The organism is Gordonia lacunae (assembly GCF_002149015.1).
Lineage (GTDB): Bacteria > Actinomycetota > Actinomycetes > Mycobacteriales > Mycobacteriaceae > Gordonia > Gordonia lacunae.
In genome coordinates this window covers 33,751-57,096 of the sequence record NZ_NGFO01000034.1, presented here as the reverse complement: position 1 = coordinate 57,096, position 23,346 = coordinate 33,751, and the positions used below count along the sequence as shown (strand labels likewise).

Here is a 23,346-nt window from a genome sequence, read left to right as displayed (position 1 = left end):
TTGCCCACAAAGATCATGACACTCGTTCACCTCGTCTTCGGTCGTCTCGACGATCTCGATGTGAACCTTCGGGAGATCACCCTGACGCGGCCTAATGGATCAGTGCTCACCCACACCTTCAGGGGGCACGACATCCCAGAAGCGTTCTAGCGGGTGATCCTCACCCGGCCGGGCCACGGTCTTCGTCTAGAAATCCAACACACCGTTTCAGGGTCCGGCAGTGGTCACCGACCGGGAAGGCTCACACGACCAGCATCCCCCAAAAGAGAGCCGATCCACCCCCATTAGGGTCCGGCGACCGAGCCTGCGAAACCCTCGGGTTGGTGGTCCGTGGATCTCGTCGCGCACGGTGTTCAGATGGTGTACGAGTCGCCGGGGTATGTCGGGTCGGCGGTTGATGTGTTCGGGGTTGGGTGGTGCTCCGGGTTCGGCGTTGAGTCGCCAGATGCAGCGGCCTTCGTCGGGTCCCGACCGTTCGATGTGGGTGGTGTACTGGCCGGGCTGGTCACCGACCATCCGGTTGTGTCGGGGGCAGGCGGGGGCGAGGTCGTCGATGTCGGTGAGTCCACCCTGGGCCCAATCCTTGTGAGCATGGTGGAGTTCGACGTGGGTGGCGGGTTGGTCGCACCCGGGTGCGGAGCACACTTCGCCGTCGGGGCGGGCGAAGGAGACGAGGCGTTGTTCGCGGGTGGCCAGACGCTTGCCGCGTCCGAAGTACAGCGCTACGGCGGTGGCGTTCTTGAAGATCGCCAACCACGGCTGCACATCCGCGGCCATCGCGAGCAGGTCGGGGATGGGCAGCAGTGTGCCGGTCGCGGTCGTGGCCAGTCCGGCTTCGCGAATGAGGTCGTTGAGGTCGGCTTTGATGAGCAGTTGCACGGGTAGGCCGCGGTGCGACCTGCCGAGCGTCCCGTCGGCGAAACCGGCGGCCAATGCGGCGTCGAGTGCGTCGTGATTTGTCTGGGCGAGGGTACGACCGTCACGCTCGGCGGCGGCGGCCACGGCGTCGGGGTCTGCGGTGCCGGCCGGGCCGCTGGGTGAGTTGGGGTCGTCGGGGTTGTTGAGTCCGGGTTTGCCCCAGACGGCGAACATCATCGTAAGCCGGGCGGCGAGTTCGGGGGTGAGGGTGCCGGAGATTTTGGCGGTGCCGTCGGCGCGTTGGCGGCCGATCCAAAGGTTGCGGCGCCGTTTCTGGTCGGTGTCGTCCGTGAGGGTGCCGTCGGGGTCGAGATGAGCAAGCAACCGCGCGCCGAGCTGGGTGATGTCGGCCGGTGTGTGATCGATGGCGATCTCGGCCATCTGCCGCTCGGCAGCGACTTTCACATCATGCTCGACAGCGTTCGGGATCTGGTCGAGGACATCGAGGGCAGCCTGGACGTGAGCAGAGCCGACTGTTCCTGCAGCGAATGCTCCGGCCAGGGTGGGGTGTTCGGGTTCGAGGCGTTCACCACCCAAGCTGGTGCGGGTGGCGGTGGCGTCCATCTGCTTACGACGCCGGACAGGGTTGGAGACCCGCAGCCGGTGGGTCATGAACTGCATGAGGGTTCGGCAGCCTGCTTTGCGGGGGAGGTCGCGGGCCTCGACCTGATCGATCTGCCGGTCCCCGGCGACGGTCAGTCGTGCGATGGCCCGTTCGGTCGCAGATGCAACCTCGATCAAGTCTTCGTCCGAACACGGCGCCAGGTCCACGGTCTGCAGTTCGTCGAGGATCGCATGCAGGTCGGCCACCAGCTCGACGGCTCGCGGTTGCGGCACCGCCGATTCGTCATCGACGTGTGTGGTGACAGACAAGCCGGTCGCCTCCCCCCGAGATCCGTTGCTGCGAATGTACGTTCGAGTGTACACGAGATCTATGGATTGGACGGGCGAAAAGTGTTGTCTGACTGTTGATCTGACAGATGAGTAGCGCAGTGGAGTTGTCGGTGTCTTGTGATAGGAGGCGGGAATCCGATGCCGGTGGTCTGAATGACTTTGCGATGAACCGATCCGGACCGCCGACGTCAGACGCGCGGCCTAACTGAACAGCGATGCGGAGCCGAGCACCCGGCTCACGCTGATCTCGATCACCACGCGACGCGGGTTGGGTCGGGGCTCCCGGTAGCGCTGCGCATAGCGCTGCTCGGCCTCGCGGACGGGGCCGGGTTCGCGGCGAACCGTCGCGGGCCCCTCGAGGGTCAACCACCGCGGCCCGTCGACATTGGTGACGGCTGCATAGCCGCCGCGTTCGGCGTTACGTACCTTCTGATTGCCGTCGGAGGTGATGACCCGTGCCAGACCGGCCTCGGGATCCCAGGTGAATCCGACGGCTACGGCGTGCGGCGTGCCGTCGGCGCGCAAGGTGGTGAGGGTCCCGAGGTGGCGTTCGGTGAGGAACGCGAGCGCATCGGATCCGAGGTCGGCAGCAGTGCGAGGCATGACCCCACGATAGAGGTGTGCCCGGGGGCCGATGCGATACTGCTAGCCATGGCGTCACGCAGCAGAGGGGAATCGGCGAGTCCGGACTCCGACCCGGTCGGTGCCCTCGTCCTGTTCGGTGGCCGCAGCGAGATCGGCGTCGCCACCGCCGCGCGTCTCGCGTCCGGGCGGACGGTCGTACTGGCGGCTCGTCGTCCCGACGATCTGGCCGTCGAGACGGCACGCCTGCTCGATGCCGGGGCAGTGGCGGTGCACACCGTCGCGTTCGACGCGAACGACACCGACTCCCACCCCGCACTCGTCGAATCACTGGCTCAGCGGTACGGTCCCATCGGGATCGCGATCGTGGCGTTCGGCATCCTCGGCGACCAGACCCGCGCCGAAACCGATGTGGCGCATGCACTTCAGATCGCCCACACCGACTACTACGCCCACATCAGCGTGCTCACACCGCTCGCGTCGGTGCTCCGTGCCCAGGCCTCCGGGACCATCATCGTCTTCTCCTCGGTCGCCGGCATCCGCGTTCGTCGCGCCAACTACGTCTACGGCTCGACCAAGGCCGGACTCGACGGATTCGCGAGCGGACTCGCAGATGCGTTGCACGGCAGCGGCGTTCGCCTGCTGCTGGCCCGCCCCGGGTTCGTGGTCGGCGCGATGACCCGCGACCTGATGGAGTCCGGGGTGAAACCGGCGCCGCTGTCGCGAGATCCGGAGCAGGTGGCCGATGCGGTGGCGCGCGCCTACCGCAAGGGGCGCGGCGAGGTCTGGATTCCGGGAGCGCTGCGGCCGGTGTTCTTCGGTATGCGGCTGCTACCGCGAGCCGTGTGGCGGAGACTTCCCCGATGACGACCCCGGATACGACCGTCTTGTCATCGATCGACGAGTTCGTGGTGGTCGGCATCGGTGCGGATGGCTGGCCCGGTCTCGGTGAGACGGCGCGGGACGAGCTGCGCCGGGCACGGGTGATCTACGGCGCCGCACGGCAATTGGCGCTCCTTGACGGTGCGGCACCGGAGCTCGGTGCGCAACTGCGACCGTGGCGTTCGCCGATGTCGAAACATCTGGCCGAAGTGATCGGGAACGGTGTCGTCGCAGAAGGAATGATCAACGACGGGCATCCGGACGCCGCGCACCCGGAGACCGTCCACATCCTGGCCAGCGGCGACCCGATGTTCCACGGGGTCGGCGCGAGCATCATCGCCCGCGTCGGCGCCGGCCGGGTGCGGGTGTACCCGGCGGTGTCGAGCGCGAGTCTCGCCTGCGCGCGTCTGGGCTGGGACCTGGCGACGGCCCGGATCGTCAGCGCGGTGCGCGCCGATCCGGGTGTGGTGCTGAGTGAGGTCACCGACGGGGCACGTGTGCTGGTCCTCAGCCGCGACGAGACCACCCCCGCCGCCGTCGCCGAACTCCTCGTCGATGCCGGTTTCGGCGCGTCGACGCTGACCGTTCTGGAGCAGCTCGGCGGTCCAGCCGAACAGATCGCCGCCGACACCGCGGAGTCCTGGCGTCGCCGGGCGGGGGACCCCCTGAACATCGTCGCGGTGGACTGCGTCGGGCCTCGCCGGTCCCGGCTACCCGGCCGGCCGGACGATACCTACGAGCACGACGGCCAGATCACGAAGTCGACGATCCGCGCCCTGACGGTGTGCACGCTCGGCCCGGCCGGGGCGCAGACCCTGTGGGACATCGGGTCCGGTTCGGGCAGTGTGGCGATCGAGTGGTTGCGTGCCGACCACCGCGGGACGGCGGTCGCGTTCGAGCGCGACCCCGAGCGGGCTGATCGGCTGCGCCGCAACGCCGCCCGTCACGGGGTGGCGCACCGGCTCACGGTGCGGGGTCCGGCTCCCGACGAACTCGCCGATGCACCGCGACCCGACGCGGTCTTCATCGGCGGCGGGCTCGACGAGGAGATCCTGGCGCTCGCCTGGGCAGCGCTTGCCGCCCGGGGCCGTCTCGTCGTCAACGCGGTGACCGTGGAGAACCAGACCCTCGTGACCCGACGGCACGGCGCACTCGGCGGTACGTTGCGTCGACTGTCGGTGGAGACCGTGGCGCCCCTCGGCACGATGACCACGTGGCGTCCGGCGCTGCCGATCGTGCAGTGGTCGGTCGACAAACCGGCGCAGTCGATGCCCGAACCCGGTGGCGATCCTGCGGAGGCGGGCCGGTGACCGTCTACTTCATCGGCGCGGGACCCGGGGCGCCCGATCTCATCACCGTGCGCGGAGCCCACGTGCTGGCCGAGTGCCAGACCTGTCTCTATGCCGGGTCGCTGGTCCCCGCGGAGCTCCTCGATCTGTGTCCGGCGGAAGCCGAACTCGTCGACACCGCCCGGATGCCGCTGCCGGACATCATCGACGTCATCGTGGCCGCCCATGCACGGGGACACGACGTCGCGCGCCTGCACTCCGGCGACCTCGCGATCTACTCGGCGTTGTCCGAGCAGCAGCGCGAACTGACCGCACGCGGTATCGATCACCAGATCGTGCCGGGTGTCCCGGCGTTCGCGGCGGCCGCAGCCGCACTCGACACCGAACTGACCGTCCCGGGTGTCGGACAGAGCCTGCTGATCACGCGGGTGTCGACACTGTCGACCGACATGCCGCCCGGTGAAGATCTCGCAACCCTCGCCGCGACCGGGGTGACCCTCGCCCTCCATCTCGCGGCACACCGCGCCGAGGAGATCGTGGCGGCGCTCACCCCGCACTACGGCCGTGACTGTCCTACCGCGACAGTCGCTTTCGCGAGTCGTGCGAACGAGCAGATCGTCCGCTGCCCGCTGCACCGACTGCCCGAGGCGCTGGACGCCGCCGACATCCGCAGAACCGCGGTCATCTTCGTCGGCCGTGTGCTCGACCCGGCGGGGTCCGCGGCCACCGACAGCTACCTGTACTCACATGCGCGGATGACCAAGCTGCGCAACGACCGGGGCTCGTCGTCGTGACGGAGTTAGCACTGCCGGAGGCTGTCCCGCGCATCCTGATCCTCGGCGGGACCGGGGAGGCGCGGGCGCTGGCCTCGACCCTGAGCGAGTCCGGCATCGCGTTCATCAGCTCCCTGGCGGGTCGGGTGAACGACCCCCGTCTGCCGGTCGGTCCGGTGCGCATCGGTGGCTTCGGCGGGTCCGACGGCCTCCGGGACTGGTTGCAGAGCAATCGGATTCAGGCCGTGGTCGACGCCACCCACCCATTCGCCGCGTCGATCACCCGCAACGCGGCGTGCGCCGCCGCCGACGCGGGACTACCGCTGCTGCGCCTGCGCCGCGATCCGTGGGTGCCCGGCGACACCGACACCTGGATCCGGGTGCCCGACCTGCCCTCTGCCGCGCGAGAAGTGGCCGCTCGGGGCGGCCGTGTCTTCCTGACCACGGGGCGCCAGGACGTGGGTGTCTTCGCGGGGATCGAATCGGCGTGGTTCCTGATCCGGGTCGTCGACGCCCCGACCGGGCCGCTTCCGCCACACCACCGGGTGGTGCGCTCGCGCGGACCCTACGACCACGCCTCGGAGTCGAGGCTGCTGCGCGACAACGACATCGACCTGCTGGTCACCAAGAACAGCGGTGGCTCGCTGACCTCCGCGAAGCTGGTGGCCGCCGCCGAGCGCGGGATCGAGGTCATCATGGTCGACCGGCCCGCCGAGCCCGACTCGCCGGTCGTCTCAGAGGTCGGTGCCGCCCGGGACTGGCTCCAGGCGCTGCTCGGCTGACTGGTCGGCGGTCTGATCGGCGCTGTCCACCGGACGGTGACTGCGTGGCGTGAACACCAGCGGGCCCGCCGCGCGCTGCACGACCCGGGTCGCCGACGATCCGATGATGATCATGGTGCGCATGTCCACGACGGCGGGATCGAAGTCCGCGACGGTGGTGGTCGTGAGCTGCTCTTCCGGGCCGCCGACATCTCGCCCGAGCACCACGACGCGATCGGGCGACACCGTCTGGGCGAGCGTGTGTTGGAGGGCGCCGACCTGCCAGGTGCGGCTCGCCGACCCCGGGTTGTAGATGGCGATGACCAGATCGGCGCCGAGCGCGGCACGGATGCGACGTTCGATCACCGACCACGGCTTGAGCCGGTCGGAGAGCGAGATGACCGCGAAGTCGTGCCCGAGGGGCGCCCCGACCGCTGCGGCGACCGCGGTGGCCGCGGTGACGCCGGGCACCACTCGGACGGGCACCTCGTGCCACCGCGGCTGCGCGGCGACCTCGGCGACCGCGGCGGCCATCGCGAACACACCGGGATCACCGGAGGAGACGACGGCGACGCGCGCGCCGCGTCGAGCCAGGTCGAGGGCGAATTCGGCGCGTTCGGCCTCCACCCGGTTGTCGCTGGCATGCACTCGCTGGCCCGGGCGCGGGGTCACGCGCTTGAGGTAGGTGGTGTACCCGACGAGGTCGGTGGCCGTGGCCAACTCGGTGCGGACCTCCGGTGTCGTCCAGCTGTCGTGGCCCGGGCCGAGTCCGACGACGACGAGCTCACCGGGGACGGGCTCCGGCTCGAACCTCGGATTGTTGCGGCGTCCCGGGACGACGAGGATCGAGAAGTAGGGCACCTCCGCGGGATTCACGTCGGCGGCCGGTAGGACTCGTTCGACCGTCGTGGAAGCGCGCTCGACGTAGAACGCCTCGTCGAGACGCCCCGCCTCGCGGAGGGCATCCCGCACCCGCTCGAAGGTCCGGCCGAGCTTCATGACGACGATCGCGTCCCCGGAACGGAAGCGGAAGAGCAGCTCCGAGGTCGACGCCGTGCCCGGAACGACCGTCAGGGTCTCCTCGCCCTCGACCAGCGGGACCCCGGTGGCCGCCGACGCCGCGCTCACCGAGGTGACACCGGGCACGATCTCGGCGTCGAAGTGCGGCGACAGCCGCTTGTGCATGTGCATGTAGGAGCTGTAGAACAGCGGGTCGCCCTCGGCGAGGAGGACCACGTCACGCCCGGCCCGCAGGTGCACCGCGAGGCGTTCGGCGCTCTCGGTGTAGAAGTCGTCGAGTGCGCCCTGGTAGCCGCCGGGATGGTCGGTCGTCTCGGTGGTGACCGGGTACATCAGACGTTCCTCGGTCTGGCCCTCTCGCAGGTACGGCTCGGCGACCGACCTCGCGATGCTGTTGCCATGGCGCGCAGAGTGGTACGCGATCACATCGGCGGTGGTGATGAGGCGGGCGGCCTTGACGGTCATCAGTTCGCTGTCGCCCGGGCCGAGCCCGATGCCGTAGAGCGTTCCGTGACCTGGCTTCTGTCCGGCCGCCGCGGTGCTGTCCGAGTTCATGGGGGTCACCGTCATTCCTGCGGGGTCGCGAGGGCGTTGACCGCGGCGGCGGTGATCGCCGATCCGCCGCGCCGGCCCCTCACCGTGATGAATTCGAGGTCGTCGCGCTCGGCCAGGGCCGCGCAGGATTCGACCGCGCCGACGAAGCCGACCGGTGCCCCGACGATGGCGGCGGGTCGCGGTGCGCCGTCGTCGATCATGTCGAGTAGCGCGAACAGTGCGGTCGGCGCGTTGCCGATCGCGACCACCGCACCTTCCAGGCGGGGCAGCCAGAATTCCAGTGCGGCAGCGGTTCTGGTGGTCCCCATCTGCTCGGCGAGAGTCGGGAGAGTGGGTTCGGACAGGTGGCAGAGCACCTCGTTGTCTCGGGGCAGACGCTTGCGCGTGATGCCGGAGGCCACCATGGTGGCGTCGCAGAGGATCGGGGCGCCGGCCTCCAGCGCACCGCGCGCGGCCGCCACGACCCCGGGTGTCGCGACCACGTCGCGCGTCAGGTCGGTCTGGCCGCACGCGTGGATCATGCGGACGACCACGGTCGCGACGTCGGGCGCGAACGCGGAGAGGTCGGACTCGGCGCGGATCGTGGAGAAGGACTGACGATAGATCGCGGCGCCGTCTCGTAGGTACTCGGTCATGGTGCTGACGAGCCTAACGGCGCCGCCGTTCGTATCCGCCGTCGGGCGTGGCCTCCACCGAGAGGTGGGATTCGGCCGGCGATCCGCAGCCACGGGCGCAACCGACCCAGTGCTCGCGCTCGGCGACCGGGTCGCCGTCCTGCACCCGGGCCACCAGGTCGTCCCGGACCGGGGCGTGGGCGGACGCGCACCCCGGTGCTCCGACACAGCAGCTGACCGAGGCCCAGGGCGACGCGGCGTCGAAGATCAGGCCCATCGGGGCGAGCACGCGGACGACCGTCTCGGCCACGCCCTCGCTGAGATCGCAGAGCAGGATCTCCCGGTCGGGCGTGAACACGACCGGGGCCTGCACCGCGGCGATGAACTCCGCCAGTCGGGCCGGCAACCGACCGAGTTCGACGACGGCACCGAGCAGCACCGCCCCGTCGTCCTGGTCGAACCAGCCGACGATCGGCTCGCCGGGGGTGCTCGGCGCGGCGTCCGCGTCGTCGATCATCGTGTCGTCGTCGATCACCGTGTCGTCGTCGATCATCGTGTCGTCGTCGATCACCGGGTCGAGAGCCGACGCGACGAGGTCCGTGAGCCGGCGTCGGGCGTCGGCGTCGAGGTCGCGGACCCGCCACGCGCCGGGCGAGACCTCGCCCAGACCGGCAGCCACCGAGATCAGCGCGCTCACGATGGATTCCGGGCCGGTGGCCGACCCCACGGCGATCCCGCCGATGCTGATGTCCGCGGCGAGAGGCGTAGCGGTCCGGAGCACCGCGCACGCATCCGGGCGCCGGGCGGCGATGTCACCGCGACCGTCGTCGATGCCGAACAGGAATCGGCCCGACAGGGATGCGGCGGCCGGATCGGCGCGCAGGGCGTCGTCGAGGGCGGCGGCGAGCGGACGTGCATCGGCGATACCGCCGATGCGACCGGTCAGTGGGCTGAGTTCGATGTTGCGGACCTTGTCGTGGGTACTGCTCGGTGCGAGCCCGGCGGCGACGACCGCGGCGGCGACGGCCTCGACGTCGGTGATCCCGCGCATCTGGAGGTTGCCGCGCACCGTCAGCTCCAGGTGTCCGTCGGCATGGTCGGCCGCCGCACGGGCCAGGACCTCCAGCTGGTCCGGACGGATCCGCCCGCCCGGCAGCCGGACCCGGGCCAGTGCGCCGTCGGCCGCCGGATGCGTGTCGAAGACCCCTGGGCAACGGTCGGTGGCGGCCCGGGCTGGCTGGTTCATCCCACCAGCCTACGACCGGCGGGCACGGTGGCCGTAGGCTGAACGCACCGCGAGCGGGCTGAAGCCGGTGCGATTCCGGCGCGGTCGCGCCACTGTGATCGGGGAGCCGGGATCGACCGGCCATCCGGGAGCCAGACCAGTCCCTCGCACTGCACCCCGCCACCCATGGCACCGACACGCACCGGGCGCGACAACCCGGCGAGGAGACACGATGATCCTGCTGCTCTCGACCTCGGACACCGATCTGCTCACGGCCTCGGCTGCCGACGAGGGCAACGCGCCGCCGGATGCGTCGGTGTCCTACCGCGGCGCCAATCCCTCGCGCATCCTGATCGAGGACATCCCGCGACTCGCGGCCGACGCCGACCTCATCGTCGTGCGCATCCTGGGCGGCGTGCGCGCCTGGGAGGACGGACTCGCGGCGGTCGAGGCGACCGGCAAGCCCCTGGTCGTGTGCTCCGGCGAGCAGCAGCCCGACCCCGACCTGATGGCGCACTCCACCGTGCCGTCCGGTGTCGCCGCGCAGGCCCACGACTACCTCGCGGCCGGTGGCGTCGCCAACCTCGTGAACCTGCACCACTTCCTGTCCGACACCGTCCTGCTCACCGGCAACGGTTTCGAACTCCCGCAACAGACTCCGGCATGGGGCGTGCTGGACCGTTCTTCGGTCGCTGAGCCGTCTCCGCTCCCTGAGGTGCGCGGAGCGCACGCCGAGGCTTCTCCGCTCCCTGAGGAGCGAGGAGCGCACGCCGAGGCTTCTTCTCCGCTCCCTGAGGAGGCCCGGAGCTTGCGGAGGGCCGTCACGAAGGGTCAACCAACCCCACCGGACGACGCCCCCACGATCGCCGTGCTCTACTACCGCGCCCAGCACCTGGCGGGCAACACCCGCTACATCGCCGCGTTGTGCGATGCCATCGAGGACCGCGGGGCCCGCGCGCTGCCGATCTTCTGCGCCTCGCTGCGGACCGCGCCCGACGACCTCCTCGAGCTGCTCGGTACCGCCGACGCCCTCGTGGTCACGGTGCTGGCCGCCGGTGGCGCGACCCCGGCCACCGCATCGGCGGGTGGCGACGACGAGGCGTGGAACATCGAACGACTCGCCGCGCTCGACGTCCCGATCCTGCAGGGTCTCTGCCTCACGGGGTCCCGCGCGGACTGGGCGGAGAGCGATGACGGCCTGTCGCCACTCGACGTCGCCACTCAGGTGGCGGTGCCCGAGTTCGACGGCCGCATCATCACCGTGCCGTTCTCCTTCAAGGAGTTCGACGACGACGGATTGCCGTGGTACCAGCCGGATCTCGAACGTTGCGCGCGGGTGGCGGGCATCGCCACCGCGCACGCCCGGCTGCGCCGGAAGCCGGCCGCGGACAAGCGGATCGCGGTCATGCTGTCGGCGTACCCGACCAAGCACGCGCGGATCGGCAACGCCGTAGGCCTCGACACGCCCCGCAGTCTGCTGCGCCTGCTCGCCGCGATGCGCGACGCCGGCTACGACATCGGCCCGGAGGCCGGCCCGGACGCGATCCCCGGTCTGGCAGAGGATGATTCGGACGCGCTGATCCACCAGATCATCGCCACCGGCGGTCAGGATGCGGACTGGCTCACCGAGGAGACCCTCGCGGCCAACCCGATCCGCCTGTCGGCGAACGATTACCGCGAGTGGTTCGAGACCCTGCCCGAGGGCCTGCGCTCCGCGGTCACCGAGCACTGGGGACCCGCACCGGGCGACCTGTTCGTCGACCGCACGCACAACCGCGACGGCGACATCGTCATCGCCGCACTGACCTTCGGCAACATCGCGATCATGGTGCAGCCGCCGCGCGGATTCGGTGAGAACCCGGTCGCGATCTATCACGACCCCGACCTGCCGCCGTCGCATCACTACCTCGCCTCCTACCGGTGGCTCGCCGCCCACGACACCGGCTTCGGCGCCGACGCGATCGTGCACGTCGGCAAGCACGGCAACCTGGAGTGGCTGCCCGGCAAGAACCTCGGCATGTCGGCGGACTGCGGGACCGACGCCGCGCTCGGCGACCTGCCGCTCGTCTACCCGTTCCTGGTGAACGACCCGGGGGAGGGAACGCAGGCCAAACGACGCGCGCACGCCGTCCTGGTCGACCATCTGATCCCGCCGATGGCACGCGCCGAGTCCTACGGCGACATCGCCCGTCTGGAGCAGCTCCTCGACGAGCACGCCAACATCTCCGCGCTCGACCCGGCGAAATTGCCGGCGATCCGCCAGCAGATCTGGACACTGCTCACCGCGGCGAAGATGGATTCCGACCTCGGTCTGACCGAACGGCCCGACGAAGAGGTCTTCGACGACATGCTGCTGCACGTCGACGGATGGCTGTGCGAGATCAAGGACGTGCAGATCCGCGACGGGTTGCATGTCCTCGGCGAGCCCCCGCGCGACGACGCCGAGGTCGACCTGGTCCTCGCCATGCTGCGCGCGCGCCAGCTCTGGGGCGGCACGTCGGCGCTGCCCGGACTGCGCGAGGCCCTCGGACTCGTCGAGGACGGATCGGCCGAGCGCGGTTCCGTCGACGCCGTGGAGGCGCAGGCCCGCGAGCTCGTCGCCGCCTGCGCGAAGGACGACTGGTCGGCCGAGGCCGTCGCCGCGGCCACCGCCGGGCTGCCCGCCGCGGTCGGGGACGTGCTCACGTTCGCCGCCACCGAGGTCGTCCCGCGCCTGCGTCAGACGACCGGCGAGGTCCCTCGGGTGCTGCACGCCCTGGACGGCGGGTTCATCCCGGCCGGGCCCAGCGGCTCACCGCTGCGCGGCCTGATCAACGTGCTGCCCACCGGACGCAACTTCTACTCGGTCGACCCGAAGGCGGTGCCCTCGCGGCTCGCGTGGGAGACCGGGCGGGCGATGGCCGACTCCCTGCTCGAGCGCTACCTGGCCGATCACGGCGAGTACCCGGCGTCGGTGGGGTTGTCGGTGTGGGGGACCAGCGCGATGCGCACCTCGGGCGACGACGTCGCCGAGGTCCTCGCGTTGCTCGGCGTGATGCCCGTCTGGGACGAGATGTCGCGGCGCGTCTCCTCACTGGAGCTCATCGGGCTCACCGAACTCGGCCGTCCGCGTATCGACGTCACCGTGCGCATCTCCGGGTTCTTCCGGGACGCCTTCCCACACGTCGTCACCATGCTCGACGACGCGGTGGCGCTCGCCGCGGCGGCCGACGACGAATCCGACGAGCAGAACTTCGTCGCCGCTCACGTGCGCGCGGCGATGGCCGAACACGGCGACCCGCGGCGCGCCGCCATGCGCGTCTTCGGCTCCAAGCCCGGCACCTACGGCGCAGGGATCCTGCAACTCATCGACTCGCGGGACTGGCGCAGCGACGAGGACCTCGCGCGTGTCTACACCGAGTGGGGCGGCTACGCCTACGGACGCGACCTCGACGGTGTGCCCGCCGTCGAGGACATGCGCTCCGCGTACAAGCGGATCGCCGTGGCGGCGAAGAACACCGACACCCGCGAGCACGACATCGCCGACTCCGACGACTACTTCCAGTACCACGGCGGCATGGTGGCGACCGTCCGCGCGCTGACCGGATCCTCGCCCGAGGCCTACATCGGCGACAGCACCCGGCCCGACTCCGTCCGCACCCGGACGCTGTCGGAGGAGACCAGCCGTGTGTTCCGCGCGCGCGTGGTCAACCCGCGCTGGATCTCGGCGATGCAGCGCCACGGGTACAAGGGCGCCTTCGAGATGGCCGCCACGGTCGACTACCTCTTCGGTTACGACGCCACCACCGACGTGGTCGCCGACTGGATGTACGAGAAGCTCACCGAATCCTACGTCCTCGACGAGACCAACCAGCAATTCATGCAGCAGTCCAATCCCTGGGCGCTGCACGGGATCGCCGAACGTCTGCTCGAGGCCGTCGAGCGCGACATGTGGCGCGAACCGCCGACCGAGCTGCTCGACGCCCTGCGGAACGTCTACCTGCAGACCGAGGGCGACATCGAAGGTCGCGGTGAGGACGCCTCCGCCGGCTGAGCCGCCCTCCGCCGGCTGAGCCGCCCTCCGCTGGTTGAGCCGCCCTCCGCCGGTTGAGCTTGTCGAAACCACTTCCGGGAGAAAAATCGCGTCGTCGTTCGTTACCGATGCAGACCCTGACGTCAACGGGTGCCGAAGGGCACCGAAGGACAGGTGAAGCATCATGGCTCTCCGCTGGTTCGCGGCCTACGCCGTACTGGAGATCGCCGCATTCGTCGCGATGGTCATGACCCTCGGGTTCGGCTGGGCGGTGCTGATCAGTCTCGCCGCCGTCGTCCTCGGGGTCGTGGTCCTGCGCTGGCAGGGACGCAAGGTCTTCGGCGAGTTGCAGCGCGCGTCCCGGAACGAGGTCGACGCCCGCGCCCCGCTGGCCGACACCGCGCTCGTCGCCGTGTCGACCCTTCTCCTGGTCATCCCGGGAGTCGTGTCGACCGTGGCCGGGACCCTGCTGCTGTTCCCACCCACCCGTCGGGTGATGCGTCCGGTCGTCGTGGCGGTCGGCGCACGCCGGGTCGCGACCGCGATGGATCGGGCCGGGGTGTATGCCACCGGCGTCTACGGGGCGGGACGTGGCGCAACCGTCGTCGAGGGTTCCGTCGTGGAGTCCGACACGTCCGAGCCGGGGTCGGCCAGCACACCGTTCGGAACCCGGGGTCTGCCGCAGGGCCGCTGAGCCCGTCGGTGAGCTGAGTCGGACGGGGCGGCACCGCCCGCGGTCCCGGCGCCCCGGCATCCGGACCCCTCGCCACCCTCCACCGACGGCAAGGCACACTGAACGATCGTGGCAACCCAACTGCTTCTCGGCGGCGCCGTGTACTCGTCGGCCGCCCCCGACGCGACCGCGATGGCCGTGACCGACGGAATCGTCGTCTGGGTCGGGACCGACGACGTCGGCCGTGCGCTTCATCCCGACGCCGAGATCGTCGACCTCGGCGGCCTCTTCGTCAGTCCCGGCTTCGTCGATTCCCACGTGCACCTGACCTCCACCGGGCTCGGGCTCGACGGGCTGACCCTGAACGAGGCATCGAGCCGCACGCACTGTCTACGCCTCGTGGAGAAGGCCGTGACCGCCGAATCCGTCCACGACGGGGGTGACCTCATCTGGGGTCTCGGCTGGGACGACTCGACCTGGGCGGGCGCCGAACCCGACGACGGCCGGTTCCCGACGACCAGCGAGCTCGACGCCGTCGTGGGGACGAGACCGGTCTACCTCGCTCGCATCGACGAGCACTCGGCGGTGGCATCCACGGCGTTACGACGCCTGATCCCGGACCTGGCCGACGCCGTCGGGTACCACCCGGAGGAGCCGCTGGTCGCCGAGGCCCACCATCTCGTCCGGGGAGCGGCCCGGCTGCTCGTGACCGCCGCACACCGCGAACGGGCCCAGCGTCGTGCGCTGGACGGGGCCGCGGCCCACGGTGTGGTCGCCGTCCACGAGAACGGCGGACCCGACATCAGCGGTATGGACGACTTCCTGGCGCTGGCCGAACTCGACCACCCGGTCGAGATCCGGCGCTACTGGGGGCAGGCCGTCACCGACGCCGACCACGCCCGCGAACTGATGTCGATCACCCGGGCCGACGCCCTGGGCGGCGACCTGTTCATCGACGGTGCCATCGGGTCACACACCGCGTGGCTCACCGAGCCCTACACCGACGATCCGCACACTCACGGGATCAGCTACCTCGACGCCGATCAGATCCGCGATCATCTGCGCGCCTGCACGCTCGCCGGCATCCAGGCGGGATTCCATGTCATCGGCGACGCCGCGACCGGCGTGGTCGTCGGCGCACTCGCCGAGCTCGCCGACGAACTCGGCACGCCCGCGCTCGCACGGTGCGCCCACCGGCTCGAACACGCCGAGATGGTCACCGCCGCCGACGCCGAGGTCCTCGCGCGCTGCGGCGTCATCGCCAGCATGCAACCGCTGTTCGATGCCGAATGGGGCGGGCCGGGCGACCTGTACGACGCCCGCCTCGGCGCACCCCGTGCGGCAACTCTCAACGATTTCGCGATGCTGGCCAAAACCGGAGTCGCCCTCTCGTTCTCGTCGGACGCGCCGGTGACCGCCATCGACCCGTGGTCGACGATCCGGGCCGCCGTGCACCACCACCAGCCGGCCAATGCGATCTCGGCTCGCGGCGCCTTCGCCGCGACCACCCGGGGCGGCTGGCGGGCCGGGGGAATCAACGACGGCGTCACCGGCACCCTCACACCCGGCGCCCCCGCGAGCTACGCGGTGTGGGAGGTCGACGACCTCGTCGTCGCCGGGTCCCATGAGAAGGTCCAGCGGTGGTCGACCGATCCGCGGTCGCGGGTGCCCGCGCTGCCGGACGTCTCGCCGGGCGCCGTGCTGCCGCGCTGCGTGCGCACCGTGCACCGCGGTCGGACCCTGTACGACCGGGACGCCGGGTGAGTCCGCCGCGGGCCTCCCGATCCCGGATCTCACCGTCCTGGCTCGCACGTACCGGGACCGCCGTGGCCGCGGGCATTGCAATGTGGGCGGCCTTCCCGCCGCGCAATTGGTGGTTCCTCGCCGTCCTCGGACTCGGCCTCCTGTTCACCGCATTGTTCGTCGGGGCGCCACGCGTGCGCACGGGCGCCTGGGTCGGTTTCGTCTTCGGCCTGGCGTTCTTCGTGCCGCTGCTCCCGTGGATCGGCGTCTACGTCGGCCCGCTCCCGTGGCTCGCCCTGGCCGCGATACTCGCCGGCTACCTCGCGCTCTTCGGTGCGATCGCCACCGTGACGATGCGGCTACCCGTTCCACCGGTGTGGTTCACGGTGTCCTGGGTGCTCGTCGAGGCGCTGCGCTCGGCGTTTCCGTTCGGCGGATTCCCCTGGGGTCGAACCGCTTTCAGTCAGGTCGACGGACCGCTGTTGCCACTGGCCTCGGTGCTCGGCGCACCGGGGCTGTCGGCCGGTGTCGCACTGTTCGGCTCCTCGGTCGCCTGGCTGCTCGTAGTGCTCGTGCGGGCCTACCGGCGCACCAGCCCGAGGCGCGGTACGACGCCGGCCCCGGCACCCGTGATCGACGCCCCGGCCCCCGCTGCCGAACGTTCCTCGGGTGTGGTGCGTATCGCCACCGCGGCGGTCGCCATCGCGCTGCTCGCCCCGATCGCCGCGATCGCGGCGACCCCCGGCAGCCTCGACCGGAACATCGCCACGTCCTCGGCCCGCATCGGTGCCATCCAGGGCAATGTGCCGCGCCTCGGCCTGGACTTCAACGCCCAGCGCCGCGCCGTCCTCGACAATCACGTGCGCACCACGATGGCCTACGGCCGGGCGATCGACACCGGGCAGACCGAGCAACCCGACTTCGTCCTGTGGCCCGAGAACGCCTCGGACATCTCACCCCTGGACAACGCGGACGCCGCCGCCGAGATCACCGCCGCCTCCGAGGCGGTCGACGCACCGATCCTGGTCGGTACCCTCATCCGCAACCCCGATGGCCGGCCCACCAACTCGGTCCTGGTGTGGGACGGTGCGAAAGGCCCGGTCGCCCGGTACGACAAGCACATCGTCCAACCGTTCGGGGAGTACCTTCCGTGGCGGCCGTTCTTCCGCCTGTTCTCGTCGTACGCCGACATGGCCGGTGACTTCCGGCCCGGCACCGGACCCACTGTGGTCGAGGTGCCCGGTCGTTCCGGGACGGTGACCGTCGGGATCGCCACCTGTTGGGAGGTCGCCTTTGACCGGGCCGCGCGACAGTCCGTGCGCGAGGGCGCCCAGATGCTCTTCGTCCCCACCAACAACGCGACCTTCGGCCGGACCGAGATGACCTATCAGCAGTTGGCCATGTCACAGGTCCGCGCCGTCGAACACGGACGTGCCGTGGTCGTCGCGGCCACCAGCGGTGTGAGCGCCGTCATCGAGCCCGACGGCTCCATCAGCCGGCAGTCCGGCATATTCACCTCGGATGTTCTGACCGGACGTCTTCCGCTGCACGACGACCTGACCCTGGCGACCCGGCTGGGCCCGTGGCCGGAGGTCGTCGCGATCATCGCCGCGGTGGTCGGGCTTTTGTTTGCGCTGCGCTCGCGTACTAGGTTCTCACTCAGGCCACGCAGGGTCGCCGCACGGGCGACCGGTGACACGAAGGAGCTCGATGGCATCGGGGATTGACGCCACGGCAGGGGAGCGGCGGCCCGACGACGCGCCGCAACGCGTGGTCGGTGCCGACGGCACCGGCGCATTGGTCGTCGTGCCGACGTTCAACGAACGCGACAACCTGCCGCTCATCATCGGACGGCTGCAGGACGTGCTGCCGGGGGCGCACGTTCTCGTCGTCGACGACTCGAGCCCGGACGGCACGGGCGACGTCGCCGACGAACTCGCCCGGTCCGACGATGCTGCACGCGTGCACGTGATGCACCGCGTCGACAAGGACGGCCTGGGCAAGGCCTATCTCGCCGGTTTCGCGTGGGGACTCGACCGCGACTACGCCGTCATCGTCGAGATGGACGCCGACGGCAGTCACGCGCCCGAACAGCTGAACCGACTCTTCGATGCCGTCAACGACGGTGCGGACCTCGTGATCGGGTCCCGCTACGTCCCCGGCGGCAAGCTCGTGAACTGGCCCAAGCGCCGGGAGTTCCTCTCCCGCGGGGCCAACACCTACGCGCGACTCGCCCTCGGGGCGGGTGTCCACGACATCACTGCAGGCTTCCGCGCCTACCGCCGCATCGTTCTGGAGAAGATCCAGCTCGACACCGTCGAGTCCGCCGGATACTGCTTCCAGATCGATCTCGCGTGGCGAACCGTACGCGCCGGCTTCGACGTCCGGGAGGTGCCGATCACCTTCACCGAACGTGAGATCGGCGTCTCGAAGATGAGCGGCGGCGTCATGTCCGAGGCATTCACGATGGTCGCCCGCTGGGGTGTCCAGAGTCGGCTCGAGCGCTGGGGGCTCCTCCGGACGCGGTGACCCGCAGAACAGACGAACAGACCCGGCAGGTGATCCTGCCGGGTCTGTTCGGTTCGGGCGTCGGGCGCCCGCGGTGTCAGTTGGTGATGCCCTTGCGGCGCTGCTTGAGGAGGTCGAGGCGCTCGTTGAGCAGCACTTCGAGCTCTTCCTCGCTGCGGCGTTCCAGGAGCATGTCCCAGTGGGTGCGCGGTGGCTTGCCCTTCTTCTCCTCGGGTTCGGCGCCCTCGAGGATGGTGCCTTCCATGCCGTTCTTGCACGGCCACTTCGACGGGACCTCCGCGTCGTCGGCGAACGGCACGTCGAAGATCTCGCCGTTGTCGGTGCGGTACTGGACGATGCGTCGTGGCGCGAGGTCGTGGTCTCGATCGGTCTCGTAGCTCACCGCGCCGAGGCGGCTACCCCGAAGTACTCGATCTGCCATGAAGGGTTCCTCTCAACTTCGTCGGATCTCCCGGTCTGCCGGGAGATCTCTGTTGCATTCCTGGTTCGCGCGCAGCACTGCGAGCGACTTTCGGGTCGTCAACAGGAACATTCTACGCGCATTCCCGCGCAGGTTCGTCATCGGCGACGACCCGTGTCGCCCGGCGTGGTCGGCGCGGCCGACGCCGCCGGGAACGCAGCGAGCGGGGCTACTGGCTACAGCGGTACGGTCTCGGTGTGGAACCAGGCACTTCGCACCGTGTGGACACCGGCGCCGCGCGCCGGCGGCGGCCCTACTCGTGCGCCTGGTGCGGCCGCACGATGGTGGACTCCGAGCTGGGGCGGCGTCGGAAGTACTGCAAGCGTTCGTGCAGGCAGCGTGCCTACGAGCAGAGAACGCTGCTCGAGGGGACATCCATTCCCGACGACGCGGTGATCCTCTCCTCGGCCGAGGCCGCCGACTTCGGTGACCGGATGTTCGCCCTCCGGTGTGCCGCCGAGGACCTCGGCACGGCGGTCGCCGAACGCGCCGACCACGACGTGCTCGCCGGCCTCACCGACACTCTGCTCGAGCTCGCGCGGGAAGCCGAGAAGTTGCGGTGACCGGGCGCATCTTCGCACCGTCGCTCGTCGTCACCCTGGTGGCGCTGGTCGTCGCCTATCTGTACCTCGGCTGGACCGGAGTCGCGCTCTGCGCGATCCTCGGTGTCCTCGAGGTTTCGCTGTCCTTCGACAACGCGGTCATCAACGCGACCATCCTGGAACGGATGAGTGCGTTCTGGCAGCGCATGTTCCTCACGGTCGGCGTCCTCATCGCGGTGTTCGGTATGCGGCTGCTGTTCCCGCTCCTGATCGTGTGGATCACCGGCAACCTGAACCCGGCCGAGGCGCTCGACCTGGCCATGAACCCGCCGCCCGAGGGCCAGACGCACTTCGCCGATGGTCAACCCAGCTACGAGACGATCCTCACCGAGGCGCATCCGCAGATCGCCGCGTTCGGCGGGATGTTCCTGCTGCTGCTGTTCCTCAACTTCGTGCTCACCGAGCGGCCGCAGACATGGCTCACGTGGCTCGAGCGACCCCTGGCCACTCTCGGCAAGCTCGACCAGCTGGCCGTCGTCCTCGCCTCCCTGGCGCTGGTGCTGACCGCCGAGTTCCTCGCACCCGACGAGGTCCGCGCGACGGTGCTGATCGCCGGGATCCTCGGCATGGTCACCTACATCACCGTCGACGGGCTGAGTTCGCTGTTCATGGCAGATCCAGACGGGGCAGATACAGACGGGGCCGAGGCACAGCAAGCCGGACGGGGACGGCCCGGCCCGCATCCGGTCACCGCGGCCACCGGCAAAGCCGGGTTCTTCCTCTTCCTCTACCTCGAGCTGCTGGACGCCTCGTTCTCCTTCGACGGGGTGATCGGTGCGTTCGCCATCACCTCGGACCCGATCATCATCGCGCTCGGTCTCGGTTTCATCGGCGCGATGTTCGTGCGATCCATCACGATCTACCTCGTGCGCAAGGGCACGCTGGGGGAGTACCGCTACCTCGAGCACGGCGCACACTGGGCCATCGGGGCCCTGGCCGCGATCCTGCTCATCAGCATCGAGGTGGAGATCAACGAGGTGGTCACCGGGCTCGTCGGCGTCGCGTTCATCGGCGCGTCGCTGGCGAGCAGCATTCGCGCGAACAGGCGCGAGGCCCGCGCGACTCACCCCGACCGGCTGGCCGTCTGAGGGTCGGTCCGGCAGTCTCCTCGAACGTGCGATGAACGTTTGAGGCACCTTTGGAATCAGCCTGGGCCACCTGCTGTCTTCTGTCGGTCGACAGGTGTAAAAATGACGACGTCGGTGACGTGCATCACGCGCTGGCCCGAGGTAGAGGTAACTGCCGTCGGGGCTCGGCGACGCACGTTCGGGTTCTAGGTCGAAAACGCAGATTCGGTGGCTTCCATGGACAGCAAGCAGCAGCAGATGGTCCAGTTCGAGACGAACTGGTATCCCTTGGGCGGGGGCTCCTCCCGGCAGATCGGCGAGGAGTTCGGTCTCACGGATCGGGACTTCTTCTCGGAGGTCAATCGTCTGGTCGACACCGATCCGCCGTCGGCGCTGACGGCATCGGAGCTGCGTCGTATGCGTGAGGTCATCCGCCGCCGACTCTGGATGGCTCGCTGATCCCCGGCTGGTTCAGGTCAGTAGGCGCCTGATGCGTCTGCTCTCGATCCGTCTGCGCTGAACCCGGCCCGCCTGGCGCGACGAGCGCTCGCCCGGGGGGATAATCGACAGGTGCCCTTCTCCGACGACGATCTCGAGGCGTTCTATCGCGACGTCGAGGCACGCACCGCGTTTCGCGATCAACATCGTCGCGCCCGCCGCGGCGGCGTCGACTATCCGCCCTGCCCGACGCCCGACAAGTTGCCGTTCGCCTCACCCGCCGACGCGCGCGAGGGGATCGATCGGCTGCGCCGCCACCTCATCGGCACGTCGCCGGAGCTGCGGTACTACGAGTGCTCTTGTGGCGCTTGGCATATCACCAGCTCCGCGCAATTGATCCATCGACGGGTGCCGCCGCCGGCGGCCCGTCGTCGAAAAGGTAAGAAGAAGCGGTGACGATACTGCCGGGACCACACGCCCTCGTCGATCTCGCGAGCGACGACCCGTCGTCGACCGCAGCGACCCATGAGCGGCTGCTCGGGCGCGAGGTCGGTGCCGGCACCGATGGCCGCCGGGCGGTCGCGGTCGGCAACGTCGTGCTCTCGCTGCGGGCCCGCTCGGACGAGGCCGACACCCATGACGTCTACTTCACCGTCGACGACGTCTCGGCGACCCGGCGCCTGCTCGATCGGCGCGGTCACCCGCTCGCCGACTCCGCGCTCGGCGCGCTCGGCGAGACCTCCGCGGTCGGGATCGCTGCGCGCCCCGATCCCGTCGCAGACCCCGGCAGCGACCTCATCGGTCTCGACCATCTGGTCTTCACCTGCGACAACCGAGATGCTGCCGTCGCACTGTTCGCGGGCACCTTCGACCTCGACTTCCGGCTCGATCAGCCGATCGGGCAGGACGCCCGCCAGTTGTTCTTCCGGCGGGGCGACCTGATCGTCGAGGTGGTCGCGGCGCCGCGGCCGCCGGCCGACCCGGTGCCGTCCTCGCCGGTCACACTCTGGGGCGTCGCGTGGCGCTCCACCGACGTCGACGCCACCCATGCGCGCCTGACGGCAGCGGGGCTCGATCTCAGCGAGATCCGCGTCGGCCGCAAGAAGGGCACGCGGATCTTCACGGTCCGTCACCGCGAACTCGCCACGCGGACCGTGGTCATCGGCCCCGAGGCCTGAGTCCGGCTCGCGGCCGGTGCCCGAAATCCGGCAAACGGTGGGTTTTCGTGAATACCTGCGCTAATCTGACTACAAATGTTGTCGAATTAGCAGTTTCCGAGACCATTGTTGGGGGCACCATGACCGCGGTACATGACGAACGGACAACGACCGAACCCGAAATCGGGAACCCCGTGGCGGCCGAGCCTCTGCTCAACCACCGTGACGAGGAGATCGAGCTGATCCCGCCGGACTCGCTGACCGCCGAGCTCACGGGGATGTACACGTTCCTTCCCATCAACGGGGCGGCCTTCGTGATGCAGGTGATGCACCCGGTCATCGGCGATGTCGTCGACAAGTATTCGGTGTTCCGTACCGATCCCGTCGGCCGTGCGATCCGGTCCGCCGACTCCGTGCTGCGCTGGACCTACGGCGGTCAGGAGGCTCTGGAAGAGGGCAAGCGGCTGCGCAAGCTGCACCAGCCACTGCAGATGCGCAATGCCGACGGCAAGCACATCAGTGCGCTCAACCCGGAGGCGTACGCCTGGGTGATCGCCACTGCGTTGCCCACCATCGAGACCGCCGCGCCCCTGGTGCTCGGCCGGCACTTCACCCTCGACGAGCGCCGGGAGCTCCTACGCGACAACCGTCGCATCGCGAAGATCGTCCAGGTGCCGATGAACAACTATCCGGAGACCCTGGAGGAGTTCGACGAGTATTTCGACGACTTCATCGAGAACAAACTGGTCCGCCACCCGGTCGCCCTGGAATTGATCGGCCAGATGCGCGCTGCGCCGGTCATCCCGAAGTCGGTCCCCAAACCGTTGCGACCCGCCGCCAAGAAGGCGGCCGCCACCGCCTCGGTGCCGTTCCAGAACTTCAATTACCTGACCACGGTCGGTGTCATGGATCCACGCGTCCGCGAGATCCTCGGGCTCACCTGGACCGACGCCGAGCAACGGCACCTCGAGCGCATCCACCGCAATCTGCGGTTCGCCTACCGCACCCTGCCCGAGCGGCTCACGTATTTCCCGCTGGCATATCACGCTCGGCGGCATCACGACGCGATCCAGGCCATGAAGGTGCGCGAGAAGGCGAGTGCCGCCTACCAGTACCATCCGAAGCCGGTTGTGTCGCAGCAGAGCTGAGCTC

General features: G+C 69.7%; 21 protein-coding genes and 1 riboswitch. Of the genes, 15 read left to right on the top strand and 6 right to left on the bottom strand.

Annotation, left to right across the window (positions count from 1 at the left end):
* Positions 1–207: 207 nt before the first annotated feature.
* Both CA982_RS22380 and CA982_RS22375 read right to left on the bottom strand, forming a co-directional pair.
* Entirely contained in the window at positions 208–1,791 is a 1,584-nt protein-coding gene (locus tag CA982_RS22380) for an HNH endonuclease signature motif containing protein (protein ID WP_244176433.1), read from the bottom strand.
* 222 nt (positions 1,792–2,013) lie between these two features.
* A complete protein-coding gene (locus CA982_RS22375; protein WP_086537371.1) occupies positions 2,014–2,415 on the bottom strand; it encodes a PPOX class F420-dependent oxidoreductase in 402 nt (133 codons plus the stop codon).
* 48 nt (positions 2,416–2,463) lie between these two features.
* Here CA982_RS22375 and dprE2 point away from each other — a divergent pair, with 48 nt between their 5' ends.
* The 4 genes from dprE2 to CA982_RS22355 are packed head-to-tail and all read left to right on the top strand — an operon-like array spanning position 2,464 to position 6,120.
* Positions 2,464–3,261: a decaprenylphospho-beta-D-erythro-pentofuranosid-2-ulose 2-reductase gene (gene dprE2, locus CA982_RS22370; protein ID WP_086537370.1), complete on the top strand. Its 798-nt coding sequence runs from the start codon at positions 2,464–2,466 to the stop codon at positions 3,259–3,261.
* Entirely contained in the window at positions 3,258–4,586 is a 1,329-nt protein-coding gene (cbiE, locus tag CA982_RS22365; RefSeq protein WP_086537369.1) for a precorrin-6y C5,15-methyltransferase (decarboxylating) subunit CbiE, read from the top strand. Before dprE2 ends, cbiE begins: the two co-directional genes overlap by 4 nt.
* Positions 4,583–5,359 (top strand): precorrin-4 C(11)-methyltransferase, encoded by a 777-nt coding sequence (gene cobM, locus CA982_RS22360; RefSeq protein WP_086537368.1) that lies wholly within the window; start codon positions 4,583–4,585, stop codon positions 5,357–5,359. The genes cbiE and cobM overlap by 4 nt, the downstream gene beginning before the upstream one ends.
* Complete coding sequence (locus tag CA982_RS22355) at positions 5,356–6,120, top strand: cobalt-precorrin-6A reductase (RefSeq protein ID WP_244176431.1); 765 nt, start codon at positions 5,356–5,358, stop codon at positions 6,118–6,120. Before cobM ends, CA982_RS22355 begins: the two co-directional genes overlap by 4 nt.
* Here CA982_RS22355 and cobJ read toward each other — a convergent pair.
* The 3 genes from cobJ to cobG are packed head-to-tail and all read right to left on the bottom strand — an operon-like array spanning position 6,073 to position 9,534.
* Positions 6,073–7,674 carry a precorrin-3B C(17)-methyltransferase gene (gene cobJ / locus CA982_RS22350; protein WP_086537367.1) on the bottom strand — a complete coding sequence of 534 codons (1,602 nt, stop codon included), beginning with the start codon at positions 7,672–7,674 and terminating at the stop codon, positions 6,073–6,075. The genes CA982_RS22355 and cobJ overlap by 48 nt on opposite strands.
* Positions 7,675–7,685: 11 nt before the next feature.
* Positions 7,686–8,309, bottom strand: coding sequence for a precorrin-8X methylmutase (locus CA982_RS22345; protein ID WP_086537366.1), 624 nt, complete (start codon positions 8,307–8,309; stop codon positions 7,686–7,688).
* Between the two features lie 13 nt (positions 8,310–8,322).
* Positions 8,323–9,534 carry a precorrin-3B synthase gene (cobG, locus tag CA982_RS22340; RefSeq protein WP_086537365.1) on the bottom strand — a complete coding sequence of 404 codons (1,212 nt, stop codon included), beginning with the start codon at positions 9,532–9,534 and terminating at the stop codon, positions 8,323–8,325.
* 60 nt (positions 9,535–9,594) lie between these two features.
* A riboswitch (cobalamin riboswitch) is annotated at positions 9,595–9,666 on the top strand.
* A 79-nt stretch (positions 9,667–9,745) separates the two neighbouring features.
* On the opposite strand from cobG, the gene cobN reads away from it, so the two are divergent.
* From cobN to CA982_RS22315, 5 genes are all read left to right on the top strand, one after another.
* Positions 9,746–13,546, top strand: a complete 3,801-nt coding sequence (cobN, locus tag CA982_RS22335) for a cobaltochelatase subunit CobN (protein WP_086537364.1) — start codon at positions 9,746–9,748, stop codon at positions 13,544–13,546.
* Positions 13,547–13,709: 163 nt separating this feature from the next.
* Positions 13,710–14,219, top strand: a complete 510-nt coding sequence (locus tag CA982_RS22330) for an FxsA family protein (RefSeq protein ID WP_086537363.1) — start codon at positions 13,710–13,712, stop codon at positions 14,217–14,219.
* A gap of 108 nt (positions 14,220–14,327) precedes the next feature.
* Complete coding sequence (locus tag CA982_RS22325; protein ID WP_086537362.1) at positions 14,328–15,962, top strand: amidohydrolase; 1,635 nt, start codon at positions 14,328–14,330, stop codon at positions 15,960–15,962.
* An 80-nt stretch (positions 15,963–16,042) separates the two neighbouring features.
* Positions 16,043–17,668, top strand: a complete 1,626-nt coding sequence (gene lnt, locus CA982_RS22320; protein WP_244176437.1) for an apolipoprotein N-acyltransferase — start codon at positions 16,043–16,045, stop codon at positions 17,666–17,668.
* Positions 17,652–18,470 carry a polyprenol monophosphomannose synthase gene (locus CA982_RS22315; RefSeq protein WP_086537361.1) on the top strand — a complete coding sequence of 273 codons (819 nt, stop codon included), beginning with the start codon at positions 17,652–17,654 and terminating at the stop codon, positions 18,468–18,470. The genes lnt and CA982_RS22315 overlap by 17 nt, the downstream gene beginning before the upstream one ends.
* A gap of 76 nt (positions 18,471–18,546) precedes the next feature.
* Here the strand turns inward: CA982_RS22315 and CA982_RS22310 are convergent, their stop codons facing one another.
* Complete coding sequence (locus CA982_RS22310; protein WP_004019027.1) at positions 18,547–18,891, bottom strand: RNA polymerase-binding protein RbpA; 345 nt, start codon at positions 18,889–18,891, stop codon at positions 18,547–18,549.
* Positions 18,892–19,127: 236 nt separating this feature from the next.
* On the opposite strand from CA982_RS22310, the gene CA982_RS22305 reads away from it, so the two are divergent.
* From CA982_RS22305 to CA982_RS22280, 6 genes are all read left to right on the top strand, one after another.
* A complete protein-coding gene (locus CA982_RS22305; RefSeq protein ID WP_425269099.1) occupies positions 19,128–19,493 on the top strand; it encodes a hypothetical protein in 366 nt (121 codons plus the stop codon).
* On the top strand, positions 19,490–20,620 hold the full coding sequence (locus CA982_RS22300; RefSeq protein WP_086537360.1) for a DUF475 domain-containing protein: 1,131 nt from the start codon (positions 19,490–19,492) through the stop codon (positions 20,618–20,620). The genes CA982_RS22305 and CA982_RS22300 overlap by 4 nt, the downstream gene beginning before the upstream one ends.
* A 216-nt stretch (positions 20,621–20,836) precedes the next feature.
* Entirely contained in the window at positions 20,837–21,058 is a 222-nt protein-coding gene (locus CA982_RS22295; protein ID WP_086537359.1) for a DUF3263 domain-containing protein, read from the top strand.
* A 111-nt stretch (positions 21,059–21,169) separates the two neighbouring features.
* On the top strand, positions 21,170–21,493 hold the full coding sequence (locus tag CA982_RS22290; protein ID WP_086537358.1) for a hypothetical protein: 324 nt from the start codon (positions 21,170–21,172) through the stop codon (positions 21,491–21,493).
* Positions 21,490–22,215 (top strand): VOC family protein, encoded by a 726-nt coding sequence (locus CA982_RS22285; RefSeq protein ID WP_086537357.1) that lies wholly within the window; start codon positions 21,490–21,492, stop codon positions 22,213–22,215. Before CA982_RS22290 ends, CA982_RS22285 begins: the two co-directional genes overlap by 4 nt.
* Positions 22,216–22,334: 119 nt before the next feature.
* Positions 22,335–23,342: an oxygenase MpaB family protein gene (locus CA982_RS22280; protein WP_086537356.1), complete on the top strand. Its 1,008-nt coding sequence runs from the start codon at positions 22,335–22,337 to the stop codon at positions 23,340–23,342.
* Positions 23,343–23,346: the final 4 nt, after the last annotated feature.